This window comes from Bifidobacterium oedipodis (genome assembly GCF_012932425.1).
GTDB lineage: Bacteria > Actinomycetota > Actinomycetes > Actinomycetales > Bifidobacteriaceae > Bifidobacterium > Bifidobacterium oedipodis.
In genome coordinates this window covers 217,917-233,630 of sequence record NZ_JAAIII010000002.1, presented here as the reverse complement: position 1 = coordinate 233,630, position 15,714 = coordinate 217,917, and the positions used below count along the sequence as shown (strand labels likewise).

The following is a 15,714-nucleotide window of genomic DNA, read 5'->3' as shown; positions in this document are numbered from 1 at the left end:
GTGTTGCGCAAGACCTTGTCTAGCAGGGCATATCCGGCGGGCGACATATTATTCAGGCTTGATATTGCGGTTCTTGGATATTACATACACATTCTCACTTGTGAAGGAAGTGTTGAAATGGCGAATGGCAAATCAATGACAATCAGCGAAATGCTGGGCTTGCTGCTGGACGAGCAGGCGCCGGTGCGAGTGGACGCCTTCGACGGCTCGCATTTCGGCGATCCGAACGCGCAGCTGAAAGTGAAAATCGCAAGCCCCAATTGCATGTATCAGCTGCTGGCCCACCCCAATGAAATCGGTGTGGTGCGTGCCTATGTGCTGGGTGATTTTGATGTGGAAGGCGTTGATTATGCCGACCCCTACCCGGCGATGCGCGGCCTGCTGTCGCTGGCCAAGTACGTCAAGCCGCTGACTCCTGTTGCGGCGGCTCGTATTTCTGCGGGGATTTTGAGCCATGGCTGGCGCAAGCCGCCGGTGCCGGCCACCGAAGGGCCCAGCAAGTTCGCGCGCATCAAGCGCGGGCTGATGCCGCACACCGAGCGTGCCGACAGTGAAACGGTGAGCTTCCATTACGACATGTCCAACGAGTTCTACGCTGATTTTCTAGGGCCTTCGATGACCTACACCTGCGCGGTGTTTGACAATGAAAACATGAGCTTGGAGGATGCGCAGACCAACAAGATCCGGCTGGTGCTTGACAAGCTGGGGCTTGAGCCCGGCCAGCGATTGCTGGACATTGGCTGCGGATGGGGTTCGATGGTAATCGCCGCAGCCAAGCGCGGCATCAAGGCCTTGGGCGTGACGCTGTCCAAGGAACAGGCCGCATGGGCCAATGAGTGGATCGCGCGCGAGGGACTGAGCGATCTCGCCGAAGTGCGCGTGCAGGATTACCGGGAAGTTCCGGAACAGGACTTCGACGGCATCTGCTCGATCGGCATGATGGAACATGTAGGCACCCGCAATTACCAGAACTATTTCGAAGAGATGTTCCGACTGCTCAAGCCCATGGGCCGACTGCTCAACCATCAGATCACCATCAGCCACGACAAGCCGAACGGCAAGCCGGGCACCGATGCGTTCCTGGATCGCTACATCTTCCCGGACGGTGATCTGGGCGCCCCCGGATTCATCGAAAGCTGCATTCATGACGCCGGATTCAACGTGGTGCATCAGGAGAATCTGCGCCAGCATTACGCGCTGACATTGCACCATTGGAACGCCAACCTGTCCCAGCATTGGGATGATGCGGTTAAGCAGGTGGGCTTCGAACGTGCCAAGGTCTGGGGCCTGTATATGGCTGCATGCGCGTTGAACTTCGAACTCGACGGCATCCAGGTGCACCAGTTCCTTGCAGTCAAGCCGGATCGTGAAGGGCACCCGGACGGCAAGTGGTATCCGCTGCGCCCATGGTGGAAAGCCTGATCGCACGGCAAATGTGATGAGAATGTGAATTCACGGGCTCGAGCTCTTGACAAGCGATATTTCAGCGCCGGTGTGTCCCGCCTGAGAACTTAGATGGAACACATGGAAATGCGATCTGCAAAAATCATGAACGGGCGCGTCTTCGCTGGCGCCCGAGCCCTATACCGCGCAGCCGGAGTCAACGGTGACGACTTCGGCAGGAAGCCGATCATCGCCATCGCCAACTCCTTCGACGAGTTCCTGCCTGGCCACGTGCACCTGAACAAGGTGGGACGCATCGTCTCCGAAGCCATCAAGGAAGCCGGCGGCATCCCGCGCGAGTTCAACACGATGGCCGTTGACGACGGCATCGCCATGGGTCACACCGGCATGCTTTACTCGCTGCCCAGCCGCGACATCATCGCCGACACCGTCGAATACCAGGTCAACGCACACTGCGCCGACGCCCTGATCTGCATCCCGAACTGCGACAAGGTCGTGCCGGGCATGCTGATGGCCGCGCTGCGTCTGAACATCCCGACCGTGTTCGTCTCCGGCGGCCCGATGGAAGCCGGCACCACGGTGCTTTCCGACGGCACCGTCAAGAAGAACACCGATCTGATCGACGTGATGTACGCCACCGCCGACGACAACGTGTCCGAAGAGGATCTGCTGGCCTACGAAAAGACCGTGTGCCCCACCTGCGGCTCCTGCGCCGGCATGTTCACCGCGAACTCCATGAACTGCCTGACCGAGGCCATCGGCCTGGCCCTGCCCGGCAACGGTACGATTCTTGCCTCGCACTCCTACCGCAAGGATCTGTTCGTGCGCGCCGCCCAGCAGGTCGTCAAGATCGCGCACCAGTACTATGACGAGGACAACGCCTCTGTGCTGCCGCGCTCCATCGCCACCAAGAAGGCCTTCGAGAACGCCATGACCATGGATGTGGCCATGGGTGGCTCCACCAACACCGTGCTGCACATTCTGGCCATGGCGCAAAGCGCTGACGTGGACTTCACGCTCGACGATATCGAACGTATCAGCCACACCGTGCCCTGCATCTGCAAGGCCAGCCCCTCCGGCCAGTGGGAGATCTCCGACGTGCATCGCGCCGGCGGCATCACAGGCATCCTCGGTGAACTCGACCGCGCCGGCAAGCTGCATCGCGACGTGTGCTCCATCGACTACCCGGATCTCGAATCCAAGCTTGCCGATTGGGACATCATGCGCGACACCTGCACCGACGAGGCGAAGCAGATGTACAAGGCCGCTCCCGGCCACATCATCTCCCCGGATCCGTGGACGCACACCACGCTGTTCGATACACTCGATCGCGACCGCGTCAATGGTGCCATCCACGACATCGACCACCCGGCCGTCACCGAAGGTGGCCTGGCCGTGCTGCGCGGCAACCTCGCGCCCGACGGCTGCGTGGTCAAGACCGCCGGTGTGCCGAAGGAGATCTGGACGTTCCGTGGCCCGGCGCTGGTCGTCGAATCGCAGGAACAGGCCATTGAGGTGATTCTGAACGACACCCTGAAGCCTGGCATGGCGCTGGTCATCCGTTACGAAGGCCCGAAGGGCGGCCCGGGCATGCAGGAGATGCTGTACCCGACCTCCTTCGTCAAGGGCAAGGGCATCGGCAAGCAGGTTGCTCTGCTCACCGACGGCCGCTACTCCGGCGGCTCCTCCGGCCTGTCCATCGGACACATCGCGCCTGAGGCCGCGAACAAGGGCCCGATCGCGCTGATCAAGAACGGCGACATCATCAACATCGACATCCCGAACCGCACGGTGAATGTCGAACTGAGCGACGAAGAGCTCGCCCAGCGTCGCGCCGAACTTGAAGCCGGCGACGGCTATGTGGCCCACCGCGACCGCCACGTCAGCCAAGCGCTTAAGGCCTATGCCGCCTTCGCCCGTTCCGCCGATAAGGGTGCCACCAGGGATCCTGAGCTGATCAATAAGCTCTCCGGACTGGCCTGATAGGCTGAGTGTGTGAATAGCCTTCGCTGCATAAGCCGCATAAGCTTGTGCAGCGAAGGCTATTCTCATATATGCGGCCGCTGTCGCATGGTTGCCGCACACGTACACAATGAGCATACCCATTGCTCGAATAGGCCGGTGTTCGCGCCAAGCGCGTTTATAGTTAAGCCATGACCACTTCGGATGCCGTGCAGTTGGCGCTTGACGGGCTTGCCCCGCGCAAGCGCCGCAAACGTGCGCCCGCAGAACACACTCCAGCCGAACACAACCCCATTGCGCACGTGGTTTTGGATGTGCAGGCACTCCACTTGGGGCAAACCTTCGACTACTTCATCGACGAAAAAGATTCCGAAGCGGCCCGTCCCGGCGTACTGGTGCGTGTACGCTTCGGCGGGCAGCGCGTCACCGGCGTGATTTGGGAACGTGGCGAAACCAGCGATACGCCACGCTCTTCGATTCGCTATATCGAACGCGTGCTCAGCCCCGATATTCTGGTGCCCACCTCCATGCGTGAGGATATTGGCCTGATTGCCGAAGCTTACGGCGGCACCCGCGCCAATATTCTGCGCTTCGCAGTGCCCCCACGTGTGGCCAAAGTCGAAGCCGAACAACGATTGGCGGCATCATTCCCACGCGTAATCGGCGGCTCGGTGCCGCACACCTCAGCCACTGGCACAGACGACGGCGCGGCTATCAGTGGATTCGCCGGCCGCGGGCTGAACCCCGACGGCAGCAAGCCGACCGCTGGCAAACTCACCGTGGCACAATCCGTGATTGATGGTGCGGCCCAAGGTTTTCGGCGCATCGTTGCCAATTATGCTGATGTCACGGCATTGAACGATGCGTTGCAGACGAATCGTTTCCGCTCGTTCGTATTCGACCCGCTGCCGGGCGCACAGGAGTGGGCCAAAAACATGGCATGGATGGTGGCCAGTGCGCTCATCGGCGGCAAATCGGCCGTAGTAGCACTACCCACCATGCGCGAAGTGGATGATCTGCTGCCCATACTGCGTCACTATGGGCTTCAACCCTTCGCTCCCTCGACCTCCGGCGGATGGGTGGGGGATGTGGCTGTGCTCAATGCCGACATGCCCGCCGCAGATCGATATCGTGCCTATCTGGCTGTGGCATTGGGGCAGGTGAACGTGGTGATTGGCACTAGGGCGGTGATGTACGCGCCGGTGGAAGGACCGGCATTGTTCGCCATACTTGAGGACGCCGCCTATCAGAACATGGATGGTTTCATGCCCTACCCGCAGGCACGCGGTGTGCTGCGGCTGCGAGCCAAAGCGCACGGCGGCGTGTTCGTGGCGATGGCTAATGCCCGCACGCCGGTCAGCCAATGGGAAAGCGGGGGAGCAGGGATTACAGAAACCCCAGTGAGCGGCTATTCAACAGCCATCCATCCGCTGGCATCCAAGGTGAAGGATGCCACGCCCTGGGTGCGTTGGCTGAACCGCGACGAGCTTGCGCGACTGGCCGATCCCAGCATCGGCGCACGCGTGCCCCACACTGCGGTGCGCGCTATCAACCAGGCGCTGGAAAGCGGACCAGTACTACTGTCCATTCCGCAGGACGGCATCAGCGAAACCCTGAGCTGTGCCAAATGCCACCGGCAGTCGCGCTGCGCCAAATGCGCAGGACCATTGCAACTGCCCGCCGATCGCCGTGACAGTACGCCACGATGCCGTTGGTGCGGTGCCGCGGCAACCAATTGGACGTGCCCGGGCTGCGGAGGAGAACGCATGCGCGTGGTACGCGTGGGGGCTACCGGAACCGCCGCCGAACTGTCGGGACTGTTCCGAGGCGTGCCGGTGGTCATATCCAGCAAAACGCAAGGATTGGTGCGCGACGTGGCATGCAAACCGATGATCGTTATCGCCACCCCAGGTTTCGAACCACGAGTGCGTCCGATAAGCGGCGATCAGGGGGCGGCCGGCTGCGAATACCGGGCTGTGGCAATCTTGGACGCATGGACCAGCCTGTACGCACTCGGCGTAGATGCCAGACTTGACACCCTAACCGCATGGATGCGCGCATTGGCACTGTGCGCGCCCCGATCCCGCAGTGGGCAGGCGCTGATTCTTGGAGAAACCGACCCGGCCATAGCCCAGTCGCTGATGCTCTGGGATTCAAGGATCTTAGCTGCCAAGGATCTTGCAGAACGTGTGGAAACCGGCATGCCGCCGGCGGTTGCGGCAGCCTGCGTGTGGGGCAGGCGTGATGCAGTGATGACGCTGATGCAGCGAATCGGCGCATTAGGCGGCGACTGGTCGGTATGCCCGCTGCCGGCGGCTGATAGTGGTGTGGAGGAACTACCCGGCATGCTCGGGCCAGTGCCCATCGCCCAGCCGGATACCGTCGACGCACGTGAATTGGAGGCCACGGCCGACCGGGTCAAAGCCGTAATCCGCGTGCCACAATCACGGCGCGCCGAACTCGCCGTGCGCTTGAGCCGACAGACAGCCCGGCATGTGGCATCGCGCGAACCCGGCGAACTGCGGTTCCGCATCGATCCTAAGGATTTAATCTAACTGTAGATCTGATTTTGTCGTTGATCTCAATCGAGTGGGGTCTGAAGGAACTTGCCGCAATCGTCGCCGAGGCATGGAACGATGGAAACGGAAGATCCAAGCAACGAATGCGAAAGCCAAGGAGGCACTTATGAAGGGTTGGCCGGGAGAACCGGATATGCAATACGATGTGCTGGTGGCCGAAGGCGATGCCGCAGCCAACGCCGGCAAGCCGATCACCGACGTGATCTTCGACTTCGGTAATGTGCTGATCTACTGGGATCCGGCGGCGGTGCTGATTCCGCGCTACAGCGCCGAAACCATCGAACAGTTCCTGGACAACGACATCTCCGGATTCTACGATGTCAACGATCTGATGGACGGCGGTGAAACTACCGACAATGCAATCGCCATTATGCGCGAGCAGCACGGCGACAAATGGGCCGACATCCTCCAGTACTACATCGACAACTTCCGTGACTCGCTCACCGGCATCGTGCCCGGCGCACGCGTGCTCGTCAACGACTTGAAGGCCGCAGGCATCGGCGTGTGGGGCTTGAGCAACTGGGAAGCCAGCCTGTTCCATGTGGCCGAGGAACAGTGCGATATTCTGCAAAGCCTGGATGGCAAAATGGTCTCCGGCTTCGTCAAACTGAGGAAGCCACACAAGGACATTTATGAAGCCGCGTTGAAGGAATTCGGCATCGCGCCGGATGGTGCGGTGTTCATTGATGACAAGGCCATGAATATCGTAGGCGCGAACGAAGCCGGTATTCGCGGCGTGCGATTCCAGGATCCGGTTAAGCTGCGTGCGCTGCTTATCGAGGCCGGCGTCAATATTCCGGCGGTGCGGTAATGACCAAACTGGTATTCGCTGGCACCCCTGACGTAGCAGTGCCCTCCCTGAAAGCTTTCGCCGCCGACCCGCGCTTCGACGTGGTCGGCGTCATCACACGTCCTGACGCCCCCACCGGTCGCGGACGCAAACTTGCACCCAGCCCGGTGAAGGCTGCGGCCATTGACCTTGGCCTGCCGGTAATCGACAGTAAACCGCGCACGCCGGAATTCATGGACGCGCTTAAGGCCTTGAACGCCGATATCGCCGCCGTCATAGCCTACGGCAATATTCTGCCCAAGGAAGTGCTGGACGCGGTGCCGATGGGCTGGTATAACCTGCATTTCTCCAACCTGCCGCGATGGCGTGGCGCCGCCCCCGCGCAGCGTGCCATTTGGGCCGGCGACCAGACCAGCGGTGCCGACGTGTTCAAAATCGGCGAAGGACTGGATGACGGCCCGATCGTTGCTTCGATGAGCGTCGAATTAACCGGGCGTGAAACCGCCGGCGAACTGCTCGAACGCCTGGCAGAACAAGGTGCGCCCATGTATGTGGATGCGCTGGCGGCCGTGGCCGATGGCACGGCTGCATTCAACGTGCAATCAGATGAAGGCATGCTGTACGCGCACAAAATCACCGTTGAAGATGCACGCATCGACTGGAGCGCGAAGGCGGACGCCATCGACCGCCAGATACGTGCCTGCACGCCGAATCCTGGCGCGTGGACGCAGTTGGTTGCAGGAGGGGAAGCTGAAGATGCGGAGGCGATCAGCCTGCATGTGCTGGCAGCCCGGCCGGCGGATTCAACGCAACCGAATGTGCCCCAGGATCTGGCCGCCGGCATGCTCCGGGTCGGCAAGCGCAACGTATGGGTTGGCACCGGCAGCACACCACTGGAACTGCTTGACGTCAAAGCGCAGGGCAAAAAGGCCATGCGTGCCGCGGATTGGGCGCGCGGCGCGCGGCTGTCGCCCGACGCTTATCTCAAATAATCAAGCACATGACGCAGGTCGCGCTCGTTAATGGAAGCGGGTGCGGCCTGCCGCGTTTTCGGCTTCGCACAGAACGCGATGCCCAAGCCCGCCGCCTGAATCATCGGAATATCGTTCGCTCCGTCGCCCACGGCCACGGTCTGGCTCATCGGCAGGCCCAGCTGGTTGGCCCAAGCTTGCAGCGCCTCCAACTTGACGGTTTTGGTGACAATTTCACCCAACACCTTGCCGGTAAGTTTGCCATCTGCCTCTTCCAAACGGTTCGCAATCCAGTAATCGATATGCGCGTCGGCAGCTAGCAAATCCACCACTTCATGGAATCCGCCCGACACCACGCCAATCTTCCAACCATGTGCGTGCAACGCATCAATCAGCTCCAGCGCACCATTGGTGAAATGCAGACTGCCATGCACCTGGGCGAACACCTCGGTCGGCAGCCCTTGCAGCAACGCCACGCGAGCGCGCAAGGCTTCGCCAAAATCCAGCTCGCCGCGCATCGCCTGCTCGGTTACCTTGGCGATGCGCTCGCCCGCGCCGGCAGCCGCGCCCAGCTCATCGATAACCTCCTCATCGATCAGTGTGGAATCCACATCCATCACCAGCAGACCGGGCTGGGCAAGCGTGGGGCGGCTCACAGCACCATTGCCATTGCCTCTGCCATGATCATTGCCGTCGGTATTGCACGCCTGAACGTGTTCGCCCGCAGCAGACTCGTCAACAATTTGCACATGTTCTCGCATCATGGCTTAGATTCTCGAAAACCCTTGGGACAATACGCCTTATGAGTCTTTCCCTTTCCCTCGGCGCAGGCATGCAATTGCCACTTACCACAGCAGTTCTTGCAACCACAAACGACCCGACCCCCATCTGTACCGCCTCCGAAGGCGGACTGATTGGTGCGATCACCGGCTGGCTGGTGAATCTGATGGAAACCATCGGCGGCATTGGCGTGGCATTGGCCATCGCGCTCGAATCCGTGTTCCCACCCATCCCCTCCGAAGTGATCCTGCCTCTGGCCGGTTTCACCGCAGCCCGTGGCACGATGAGTCTGGTCGGCGCGATTATCTGGGCCACCATCGGCTCGCTATTGGGTGCCTGGGCGCTTTATGGCATCTCGCGTTGGGTCGGCCTGCACCGCATCAATCGTGCGGCGGATAAAATCCCCGGCGTCTCCCGCAAGGATGTGAGCAAAGCCAACGACTGGTTCACCCGCTACGGCACGTGGTCGGTGCTGATTGGACGTGTGATTCCGGTGGTGCGTTCGCTGATTTCCATTCCTGCAGGATTCAATCGCATGAATTTCCTCCAGTTCACCGGTTGGACGCTGCTTGGCTCGGCCATCTGGAACACGATTCTGGTGAGCGCCGGCTATCTGCTCGGCGACCAGTGGTGTTCGATCCAAGGTGCGCTCGGCATCTTCGAAAACGTGGTTATCGTTGCCGTGGTTGTGGTCATCGCCGTGCTCATCGTGCGAAAAGTGCGTAGTGTGGTGCGTAGCAAACCACAACAGTGATATCCCATAACCCCGAAGGCGAAGGCGATGAGCGAGCAGACATGGAGTCCGCAGGAAGGATTCGAGGCGGGCAAGCGCGAGACGCAGCAGACGCATGATCGCGCCTACGGTGACCAAGATATTCGCGGCGCGCAAGACATTCAAGGTGTCCAAGGTAGTGAGGCGGCCCACAAGGAGTCGCAACAGAGCCTCGAAGCAATGGCCGCGCTCAACGATCGGCTGATGGCTAAGAACCATGCGCTTGCCGAAGCGCTTAGCCGTGCCGGCAAGGAACTGGTCAAAGCCAAATCACAGTTGGCGCAGATGGCCCAGCCGCCGTTGAACTTCGCCACCATGGTCAAGGTGGATGCTGTGCACACCGATGCCGATGGCGTGCAGCATGCTTCGGCCGAAGTCATATCCGGCAATCGGCGCATGGTGGTGCCTGTGGCCGCCACCATCAATGCCTCCCGCCTGACCGCCGGTGCCACCGTGATGCTGAACGAAAAACTTGTGCTTGTTGAACAGCGTGATATCGACATGCTGGGCGGTGTGCGCACGGTCAAACAAGTACTGGCCGACGGTCGGCTTATCGTGACTGATGGCGGTGGCAATCCGCAGGTCATCCGTCGGACAGGCGCGCTCGCCAATGCTGCCATCAATCCGGGGGATCGCCTTGTGGTGGATCCCAGCGTGCGGCTCGCCTTGGAGGTGCTGCCTGGGGAAAGTGACCGCGACCTGGTGCTGGAGGAAACGCCGGACGTCACCTTCGCGGATATCGGCGGCTTGGATCAGGAAATTGAACGCATCCGAGATGCTGTGCAGCTGCCGTTCCAACATCGCGCGCTATTCGAACGCTACGATCTGAAACCCCCGAAGGGCGTGCTGCTGTACGGCCCGCCCGGCAACGGCAAAACCATGATCGCCAAAGCAGTGGCGCATGCGCTGTGCGAAGGCGGCTACGATATCGACGGCGACGGTACGCCCGACGCCTTCGACGGCGTGTTCCTGTCGGTGAAGGGACCGGAACTGCTCAACAAGTTCGTGGGCGAATCCGAGCGCTTGATTCGCCTGATCTTCCAGCGTGCGCGCGAACGCGCCGCCGAAGGCCGGCCTGTGGTCGTGTTCATCGACGAGATGGATTCGCTGCTGCGCACGCGCGGCTCCGGCGTATCCAGCGATGTGGAAACCACCATCGTGCCGCAGTTCCTCGCCGAACTCGACGGTGTCGAATCCTTGGACAACGTGATGGTGATCGGAGCATCGAACCGTGTGGATATGATCGACCCGGCCGTATTGCGCCCCGGGCGTCTCGACGTGAAGATTCGCGTGGGCCGGCCCGTTGCCGAACAGGCTGTGGCCATCGTCAGCCACTATCTGACCGACGATCTGCCGCTGGAAGCCGGTCTTGACGCGCGAGCTCTGTCTGCCGTGCTGGTGCGCGACATCTACGAGACCTCCGAGCGGCGTCATCTCTGCGACGCGCAGGGCGAAAACGGTCAATGGTCCGCCATATTCCTCAAGGACGTGGTCAGTGGTGCCATGCTCAAAAACATTGTGGATCGTGCCAAAACCCGCGCTGTCAAACAGTCCATCGAAACCGGTGCCAATGTGGCGATCACCGTGCCGTTGCTTGCCTCCGCCGTGGAGGATGAGTTCGCGGAAACCCGTGATTCCGTGGCTGATGCCGACCCCGTGCAATGGTCGCGCATCAACGCCATGGACTCAATCGTGCGAATCAGGAGTGTGCAATCATGACGGTACGCAGGGTAATCGGCACCGAAACCGAATACGCGGTGTCGCTTCAAGGAGCGGGTCACTACTACAATCCCGTGCAATTAAGCTTCGATGTGGTGTCCGGTGCCGCCGACGACAGCAGCCGCACCATTCGATGGGACTACCGGCAGGAAGATCCGGTCAACGATGCGCGCGGCACCCGTCTCGAACGCGCCGCCGCACGCCCTGACATGCTCACCGACTCCCCGCAGCTCAACATCACCAATGTGATCGCCCCCAACGGTGGCCGCGTATACGTGGATCATGCGCACCCCGAATACTCCGCCCCCGAAACCGTGGACCCCTTCGACGCCGTGTGCTATGACCACGCCGGTGATCTCATCATGCAGAAGGCCTGTGAGCAGGCGCGCGAACAGACGGGCCAGCCGATAGCCCTGCACCGCAACAACGTGGATGGCAAAGGCTCCAGCTGGGGCACGCACGAGAACTACATGATGCTTCGCTCAGTGCCGTTCTCACTGGTCGCACGCTTGATGACGCTGCACTTCGTCACCCGACAGATTTACGTCGGCTCCGGACGCGTCGGGCTGGGGGAGCACAGCGAAACAGCCGGCTACCAGCTCAGCCAGCGCGCGGACTACATCCAATCCAAAATCGGATTGCAAACCACCTTCGACAGGCCCATTATCAACACGCGCGACGAATCACACTCCACCAGTGACTATCGCCGTCTGCATGTGATCGTCGGCGACGCAAACCGCATGGACGTGCCGCAGGTGCTTAAACTTGGCACCACCAGCATGCTGCTGTGGCTGCTCGAGAACGCCGACCAAGCCGATTTTGACCTTGAAACATTCCTGAACGACCTCGAACTGGCCGATCCCGTCGCCGCCATGCACACCGTTTCGCATGATCTGAGCCTTGCAGCCACACTGCCGTTGACTCATGGTGGCCAGACAACGGCCTGGCTGATTCAGCTTAAACTTCGACAGGCTGTCTACCAGGTGGCCGCAGCTGTCCACGGCACTGACACCACGGGCGAGCCCGCATGGCCCGACAAATCCACCACCTCGGTGATGGCGATGTGGGGACAGGCTCTCGCCGATGTGGCCACTATTCGCCATGCCAGCGATGACGAGCGACTGGGCTTAAGCGTTGAAGCCGGGCGCATCGAATGGCTGCTCAAATGGCAGTTGTTGGAAAAACTGCGCCGCAAAACCGCCTGCGATTGGGCTGCTCCGCGCCTGAAAGCCATTGATTTGGCATGGGCGGCGCTTGACCCGGCTAGTAGTGTCTTCACACGCTTGGCTGCCCGCACCGAACGCGTGCATACAGCAGAGGATGCTCAACGGGCCGCAAACAACGCACCCGAAGCCACGCGCGCTTGGCTGAGGGCCAATCTGGTTCGCCGATTCGCACCTGATGTGGCAGCCGTCAGCTGGTCACGCCTTACCGTGCGCGACCGCAACGCCGAAACCGCCGACGAGCCGGTCGGTGAATTCTACGGCAATGCCGACCATAACCAGACGCTCAACCGGCATCTGTTTTCGTTGGACATCGCCGACCCGCTCGCCTTCAACAAAACGCGGTGCGAGCAGGCCTTCGCATCCTGTGATAACGCTGCGGATCTGCTGCGATCGCTGGCACAAGGCGCACCAACCGATGCGCCGGACGCGCACATGCGGTAATATGCTTCTTTCCTGTGCTTGCCTCGTGCGATCACAGGAATTTTACCCCGCGCAACATCAGCGCCGAACGATAGACTGGAGAATATGACACACCCCGAAGAGACCCCGCAGGATCTGCGCACCCTCGCACTGAAGGTCGCCTCTCTGTTGGAAGAGGCCGGCGGATACGCGCTGCATGATCAGCTCAACCCCCGCAACCTGTCCTTCCCCGACCTTGAGGAAGGTGCTCATCGCTACAAGCTGGAAGTCGATGGCAAAATTCTTCGCTTCATGAGCACGCATCTAGCGGACTTCGCCCATTTCGACGGCTTCTGGTCCGCGCGTCCGTCGGAAAGCCGTCCCGGCCAGCGCTACTGGTATATCGGCAAAATCGACGGCGTAATCAATTACGTGCGCAATATGAGCGAATGGGCACTGACCTGCGCACTATTCGAATTCGCCAAGGATGGCCAGCCCAAGCCGATTCTCGGCGTAGTGCACGCACCTGCACTGGGCTTGACCTACCTAGGTGCCCGCGGTGCCGGCGCACTGCGCATCCACAAAACCTCCGTGGGCGAGAAGCGTGAGAAGGTCGTTCCCTCGATGACCTCCACGCTTGACAACTCCGTGATCAGCTACGGCATGTCCTCTATTCCCGAGGAATCCAAGCGCGCGCTTGAAGTTGCCTCCGCACTCGCCGGACGTCCCGCTGATATCAAACGTGTGGGCCCCGCCTCCCTGGATTTATGCAAGGTGGCCGACGGCACCTACGACGCCTATTTCGAACCGATGCTGCACGTATGGGACATTCCGGCCATCGCCGCCGGCACTGTAGTGGTGTGGGAGGCCCAGGGCACGCTGGAGCGTTGGAACGGCGACTATATTCATTGGCGTCACGACAATGACATACTGGCCACCAACGGCCTGATCGGCCGCGAACTGAAGCCGTACCTTATTCAGCGCGAAAGCTGAATTGGTTTCGCTTTGGACGACGCTCGGTCAAACAAGTTTTGTCAGACAAACTTTGTCAGACAGGAGCGTCGCCCAAAGCCGCGCTATGAAAGGAATCATCATGCCACAACAATTCGAACAGGCACACCCGCAGCAAACCAGCAGCGACATTGAAGAAACCATCCTCACCTCCAGCCAGGAGACGCAGGATCAGAGTGACGTGCTTGATGACATCCTCGACGATATCGAATCCACGTTGGAAACCAACGCCGAGGAATATGTGAACAGCTTCGTACAAAAAGGTGGCGAGTGATGCCTCAGCTGCGTGACAGCGGCACCCGATCCATGCACCGGTCAGAACCCGTCCCACAAGCAGAGATGGACGGGTTCTGCCGTATCTTCGGCGTAGAAACCGAATACGGCGTGGCCGTGACAGGTGCCGATTCACCTGTGGATGCCGGACAAGTGGCCATGACCATGTTCCAACCGGTCGTCTCCCGCTCCCGTTCCACCAACACGTATCTGCCCAATGGTTCACGCCTGTATCTGGATGTCGGCTCGCATCCTGAATACGCCACTGCCGAGGCGCGCGATCCTATGGATGCCTTGGCCCAGGATCTTGCCGGCGAACGGGTGATGCGTGGCTTGGCACGCAAAGCACAGGATGCGTTGCGCGCTGCGGCCGGTGAGCATGCCGTCATCCACGTGTTCAAAAACAATGTCGATTCGGCCGGCCATGCATTCGGATGCCATGAAAATTATCTGGTACGCCGTTTTGTGCCACTGGAAACCATCGAACGGCAACTGCTGCCATTCCTCATCACCCGACAGCTGTACACGGGTGCCGGGCGCGTGACTGAAGAAGGATTCCAAATCACGCAGCGAGCGGATTTCTTGGATGAAGCCGTTTCCTCCGCCACCACCCGATCGCGGCCGATGGTCAACACGCGCGACGAGCCGCATGCCGACCCCGATTCCTTCCGTCGCCTACATGTGATTATCGGCGATTCGAACCGCTCCCAATGGGCCACGTGGATGAAACTGGCGACCACCCATCTGGTGCTATGTGTTATCGAAGAGGCCTTCCGCTGCGGCAAACCCAGTGGTTTCGAGGATTGCGCTCTTGATGATCCGGCCGCTGCCAACCGCGCCGTCAGCCGTTTTCTAACGGGAGAAGCCGGATTTGCCTTGAGCCTGCAGCGCCATTATTACACTGTTGTGGAACGCTTTCTTGCTAAACCTTCGGCCCACAACAATCTGTCGCTGACCGCCACCAATGTCATGCAAATCATGACCCAGTGGAAGCTTGCGTTGGATGAGCTGGAGGCCGGACACTATGATGCACTGGCCGATCGCGTGGATTGGGCAGCCAAACGTCGCCTGTTCGCAGCGCTGCATAAGCGTCGACCGGATATTTCGTTCGCGCAGGTCGAACAATTGGAACTCGACTATCACGATATTGCCAACGGCAGATTGTACGCATCGCTGAGCAGCCGCGGCCAGTTGCACGAACTCCTGGATGATGTTGCCGCCGAACGCGCGATGGCCACCCCGCCCTCCGACACGAGAGCGGCACTGCGAGGTCGTTTTGTCAAACAAGCCTTGGATGCCGGCGCACAGTTCTCCGCCGATTGGACGCATCTGACGCTCACCGTTCCCGAGCGGCGTGAGGCGGTGCTGCTTGACCCCTTCAGCAATGAGCCGACTGCGGAATATGAACGGTTGATGGAATCCCTGTAGCGGTGCCGGCTTTCCGGCACTCCATACCGATTGATGTATTCGCATAACAGAAAACCCCGGCCAGCTTTGGTCGGGGTTGTATCGTATCGGTCAGACTCGCCTAAGCGAGCAGTGGGTCACTCGGTGACAGCCTTCTTCAGCAGGGAGCCAGCGGAGATGCGCACGCCGTAGGAAGCCGGAATCTCAATGGTTTCGCCGGTGCGCGGGTTGCGGCCAGTGCGAGCGGCGCGCTTGACGCGCTCAGCGGAGAACAGGCCGGTGAGCTTCAGGCCTTCGCCGGACGTCATAGCCTCGACGAACACGTCCTGGAAGGCGTTAACGGCTGCCTCGGCCTGAGCCTTGGTCAGGTTGGACTTCTGGGCGATCTTCGAGACAAGATCAGACTTGTTGTATGCCATAA

13 protein-coding genes are annotated in these 15,714 nt (G+C 60.5%); 11 read left to right on the top strand and 2 right to left on the bottom strand.

Annotation, left to right across the window (positions count from 1 at the left end):
- The first annotated feature begins 117 nt into the window (after nucleotides 1-117).
- The 5 genes from G1C95_RS04285 to fmt all read left to right on the top strand — a co-directional run bounded on the left by G1C95_RS04285 (nucleotide 118) and on the right by fmt (nucleotide 7,727).
- On the top strand, nucleotides 118-1,422 hold the full coding sequence (locus G1C95_RS04285; protein ID WP_169171713.1) for a class I SAM-dependent methyltransferase: 1,305 nt from the start codon (nucleotides 118-120) through the stop codon (nucleotides 1,420-1,422).
- Nucleotides 1,423-1,530: 108 nt separating this feature from the next.
- The gene (ilvD, locus tag G1C95_RS04280; RefSeq protein ID WP_205832721.1) at nucleotides 1,531-3,387 is read left to right on the top strand and encodes a dihydroxy-acid dehydratase; all 1,857 of its coding nucleotides are present in this window, start codon (nucleotides 1,531-1,533) and stop codon (nucleotides 3,385-3,387) included.
- A 170-nt stretch (nucleotides 3,388-3,557) separates the two neighbouring features.
- Nucleotides 3,558-5,921, top strand: coding sequence for a primosomal protein N' (locus tag G1C95_RS04275; RefSeq protein WP_169171711.1), 2,364 nt, complete (start codon nucleotides 3,558-3,560; stop codon nucleotides 5,919-5,921).
- A 130-nt stretch (nucleotides 5,922-6,051) separates the two neighbouring features.
- On the top strand, nucleotides 6,052-6,756 hold the full coding sequence (locus G1C95_RS04270; protein WP_169171710.1) for an HAD family hydrolase: 705 nt from the start codon (nucleotides 6,052-6,054) through the stop codon (nucleotides 6,754-6,756).
- Nucleotides 6,756-7,727: a methionyl-tRNA formyltransferase gene (gene fmt, locus G1C95_RS04265; RefSeq protein ID WP_169171709.1), complete on the top strand. Its 972-nt coding sequence runs from the start codon at nucleotides 6,756-6,758 to the stop codon at nucleotides 7,725-7,727. Before G1C95_RS04270 ends, fmt begins: the two co-directional genes overlap by 1 nt.
- Here the strand turns inward: fmt and serB are convergent.
- Nucleotides 7,715-8,470: a phosphoserine phosphatase SerB gene (gene serB / locus G1C95_RS04260; protein WP_169171708.1), complete on the bottom strand. Its 756-nt coding sequence runs from the start codon at nucleotides 8,468-8,470 to the stop codon at nucleotides 7,715-7,717. The genes fmt and serB overlap by 13 nt on opposite strands.
- A gap of 68 nt (nucleotides 8,471-8,538) precedes the next feature.
- On the opposite strand from serB, the gene G1C95_RS04255 reads away from it, so the two are divergent.
- The 6 genes from G1C95_RS04255 (at nucleotide 8,539) to pafA (ending at nucleotide 15,314) form a co-directional block, all read left to right on the top strand.
- Complete coding sequence (locus G1C95_RS04255) at nucleotides 8,539-9,240, top strand: DedA family protein (protein WP_169171707.1); 702 nt, start codon at nucleotides 8,539-8,541, stop codon at nucleotides 9,238-9,240.
- Nucleotides 9,241-9,438: 198 nt separating this feature from the next.
- Nucleotides 9,439-10,977: a proteasome ATPase gene (gene arc, locus G1C95_RS04250; protein WP_169171857.1), complete on the top strand. Its 1,539-nt coding sequence runs from the start codon at nucleotides 9,439-9,441 to the stop codon at nucleotides 10,975-10,977.
- Nucleotides 10,974-12,644, top strand: a complete 1,671-nt coding sequence (gene dop, locus G1C95_RS04245; RefSeq protein WP_169171706.1) for a depupylase/deamidase Dop — start codon at nucleotides 10,974-10,976, stop codon at nucleotides 12,642-12,644. Before arc ends, dop begins: the two co-directional genes overlap by 4 nt.
- Before the next feature lie 84 nt (nucleotides 12,645-12,728).
- Nucleotides 12,729-13,595, top strand: a complete 867-nt coding sequence (locus tag G1C95_RS04240) for an inositol monophosphatase family protein (protein ID WP_169171705.1) — start codon at nucleotides 12,729-12,731, stop codon at nucleotides 13,593-13,595.
- A gap of 100 nt (nucleotides 13,596-13,695) precedes the next feature.
- Nucleotides 13,696-13,887 (top strand): ubiquitin-like protein Pup, encoded by a 192-nt coding sequence (locus tag G1C95_RS04235; RefSeq protein ID WP_169171704.1) that lies wholly within the window; start codon nucleotides 13,696-13,698, stop codon nucleotides 13,885-13,887.
- Complete coding sequence (pafA, locus tag G1C95_RS04230; RefSeq protein WP_169171703.1) at nucleotides 13,887-15,314, top strand: Pup--protein ligase; 1,428 nt, start codon at nucleotides 13,887-13,889, stop codon at nucleotides 15,312-15,314. Before G1C95_RS04235 ends, pafA begins: the two co-directional genes overlap by 1 nt.
- A 116-nt stretch (nucleotides 15,315-15,430) precedes the next feature.
- Here the strand turns inward: pafA and G1C95_RS04225 are convergent, their stop codons facing one another.
- Entirely contained in the window at nucleotides 15,431-15,712 is a 282-nt protein-coding gene (locus tag G1C95_RS04225) for an HU family DNA-binding protein (protein ID WP_169171702.1), read from the bottom strand.
- Nucleotides 15,713-15,714 lie beyond the last annotated feature (2 nt).

Bases quoted from the DNA above. Each gene is read 5' to 3' on its own strand.
- G1C95_RS04225 (WP_169171702.1), bottom strand. From the start codon at position 15,712: ATGGCATACAACAAGTCTGATCTTGTCTCGAAGATCGCCCAGAAGTCC.
- arc (WP_169171857.1), top strand. From the start codon at position 9,439: ATGGCCGCGCTCAACGATCGGCTGATGGCTAAGAACCATGCGCTTGCC.
- G1C95_RS04240 (WP_169171705.1), top strand. From the start codon at position 12,729: ATGACACACCCCGAAGAGACCCCGCAGGATCTGCGCACCCTCGCACTG.
- G1C95_RS04255 (WP_169171707.1), top strand. From the start codon at position 8,539: ATGCAATTGCCACTTACCACAGCAGTTCTTGCAACCACAAACGACCCG.
- dop (WP_169171706.1), top strand. From the start codon at position 10,974: ATGACGGTACGCAGGGTAATCGGCACCGAAACCGAATACGCGGTGTCG.
- fmt (WP_169171709.1), top strand. From the start codon at position 6,756: ATGACCAAACTGGTATTCGCTGGCACCCCTGACGTAGCAGTGCCCTCC.
- pafA (WP_169171703.1), top strand. From the start codon at position 13,887: ATGCCTCAGCTGCGTGACAGCGGCACCCGATCCATGCACCGGTCAGAA.
- G1C95_RS04270 (WP_169171710.1), top strand. From the start codon at position 6,052: ATGAAGGGTTGGCCGGGAGAACCGGATATGCAATACGATGTGCTGGTG.
- G1C95_RS04285 (WP_169171713.1), top strand. From the start codon at position 118: ATGGCGAATGGCAAATCAATGACAATCAGCGAAATGCTGGGCTTGCTG.
- G1C95_RS04235 (WP_169171704.1), top strand. From the start codon at position 13,696: ATGCCACAACAATTCGAACAGGCACACCCGCAGCAAACCAGCAGCGAC.
- G1C95_RS04275 (WP_169171711.1), top strand. From the start codon at position 3,558: ATGACCACTTCGGATGCCGTGCAGTTGGCGCTTGACGGGCTTGCCCCG.
- serB (WP_169171708.1), bottom strand. From the start codon at position 8,470: ATGATGCGAGAACATGTGCAAATTGTTGACGAGTCTGCTGCGGGCGAA.
- ilvD (WP_205832721.1), top strand. From the start codon at position 1,531: ATGCGATCTGCAAAAATCATGAACGGGCGCGTCTTCGCTGGCGCCCGA.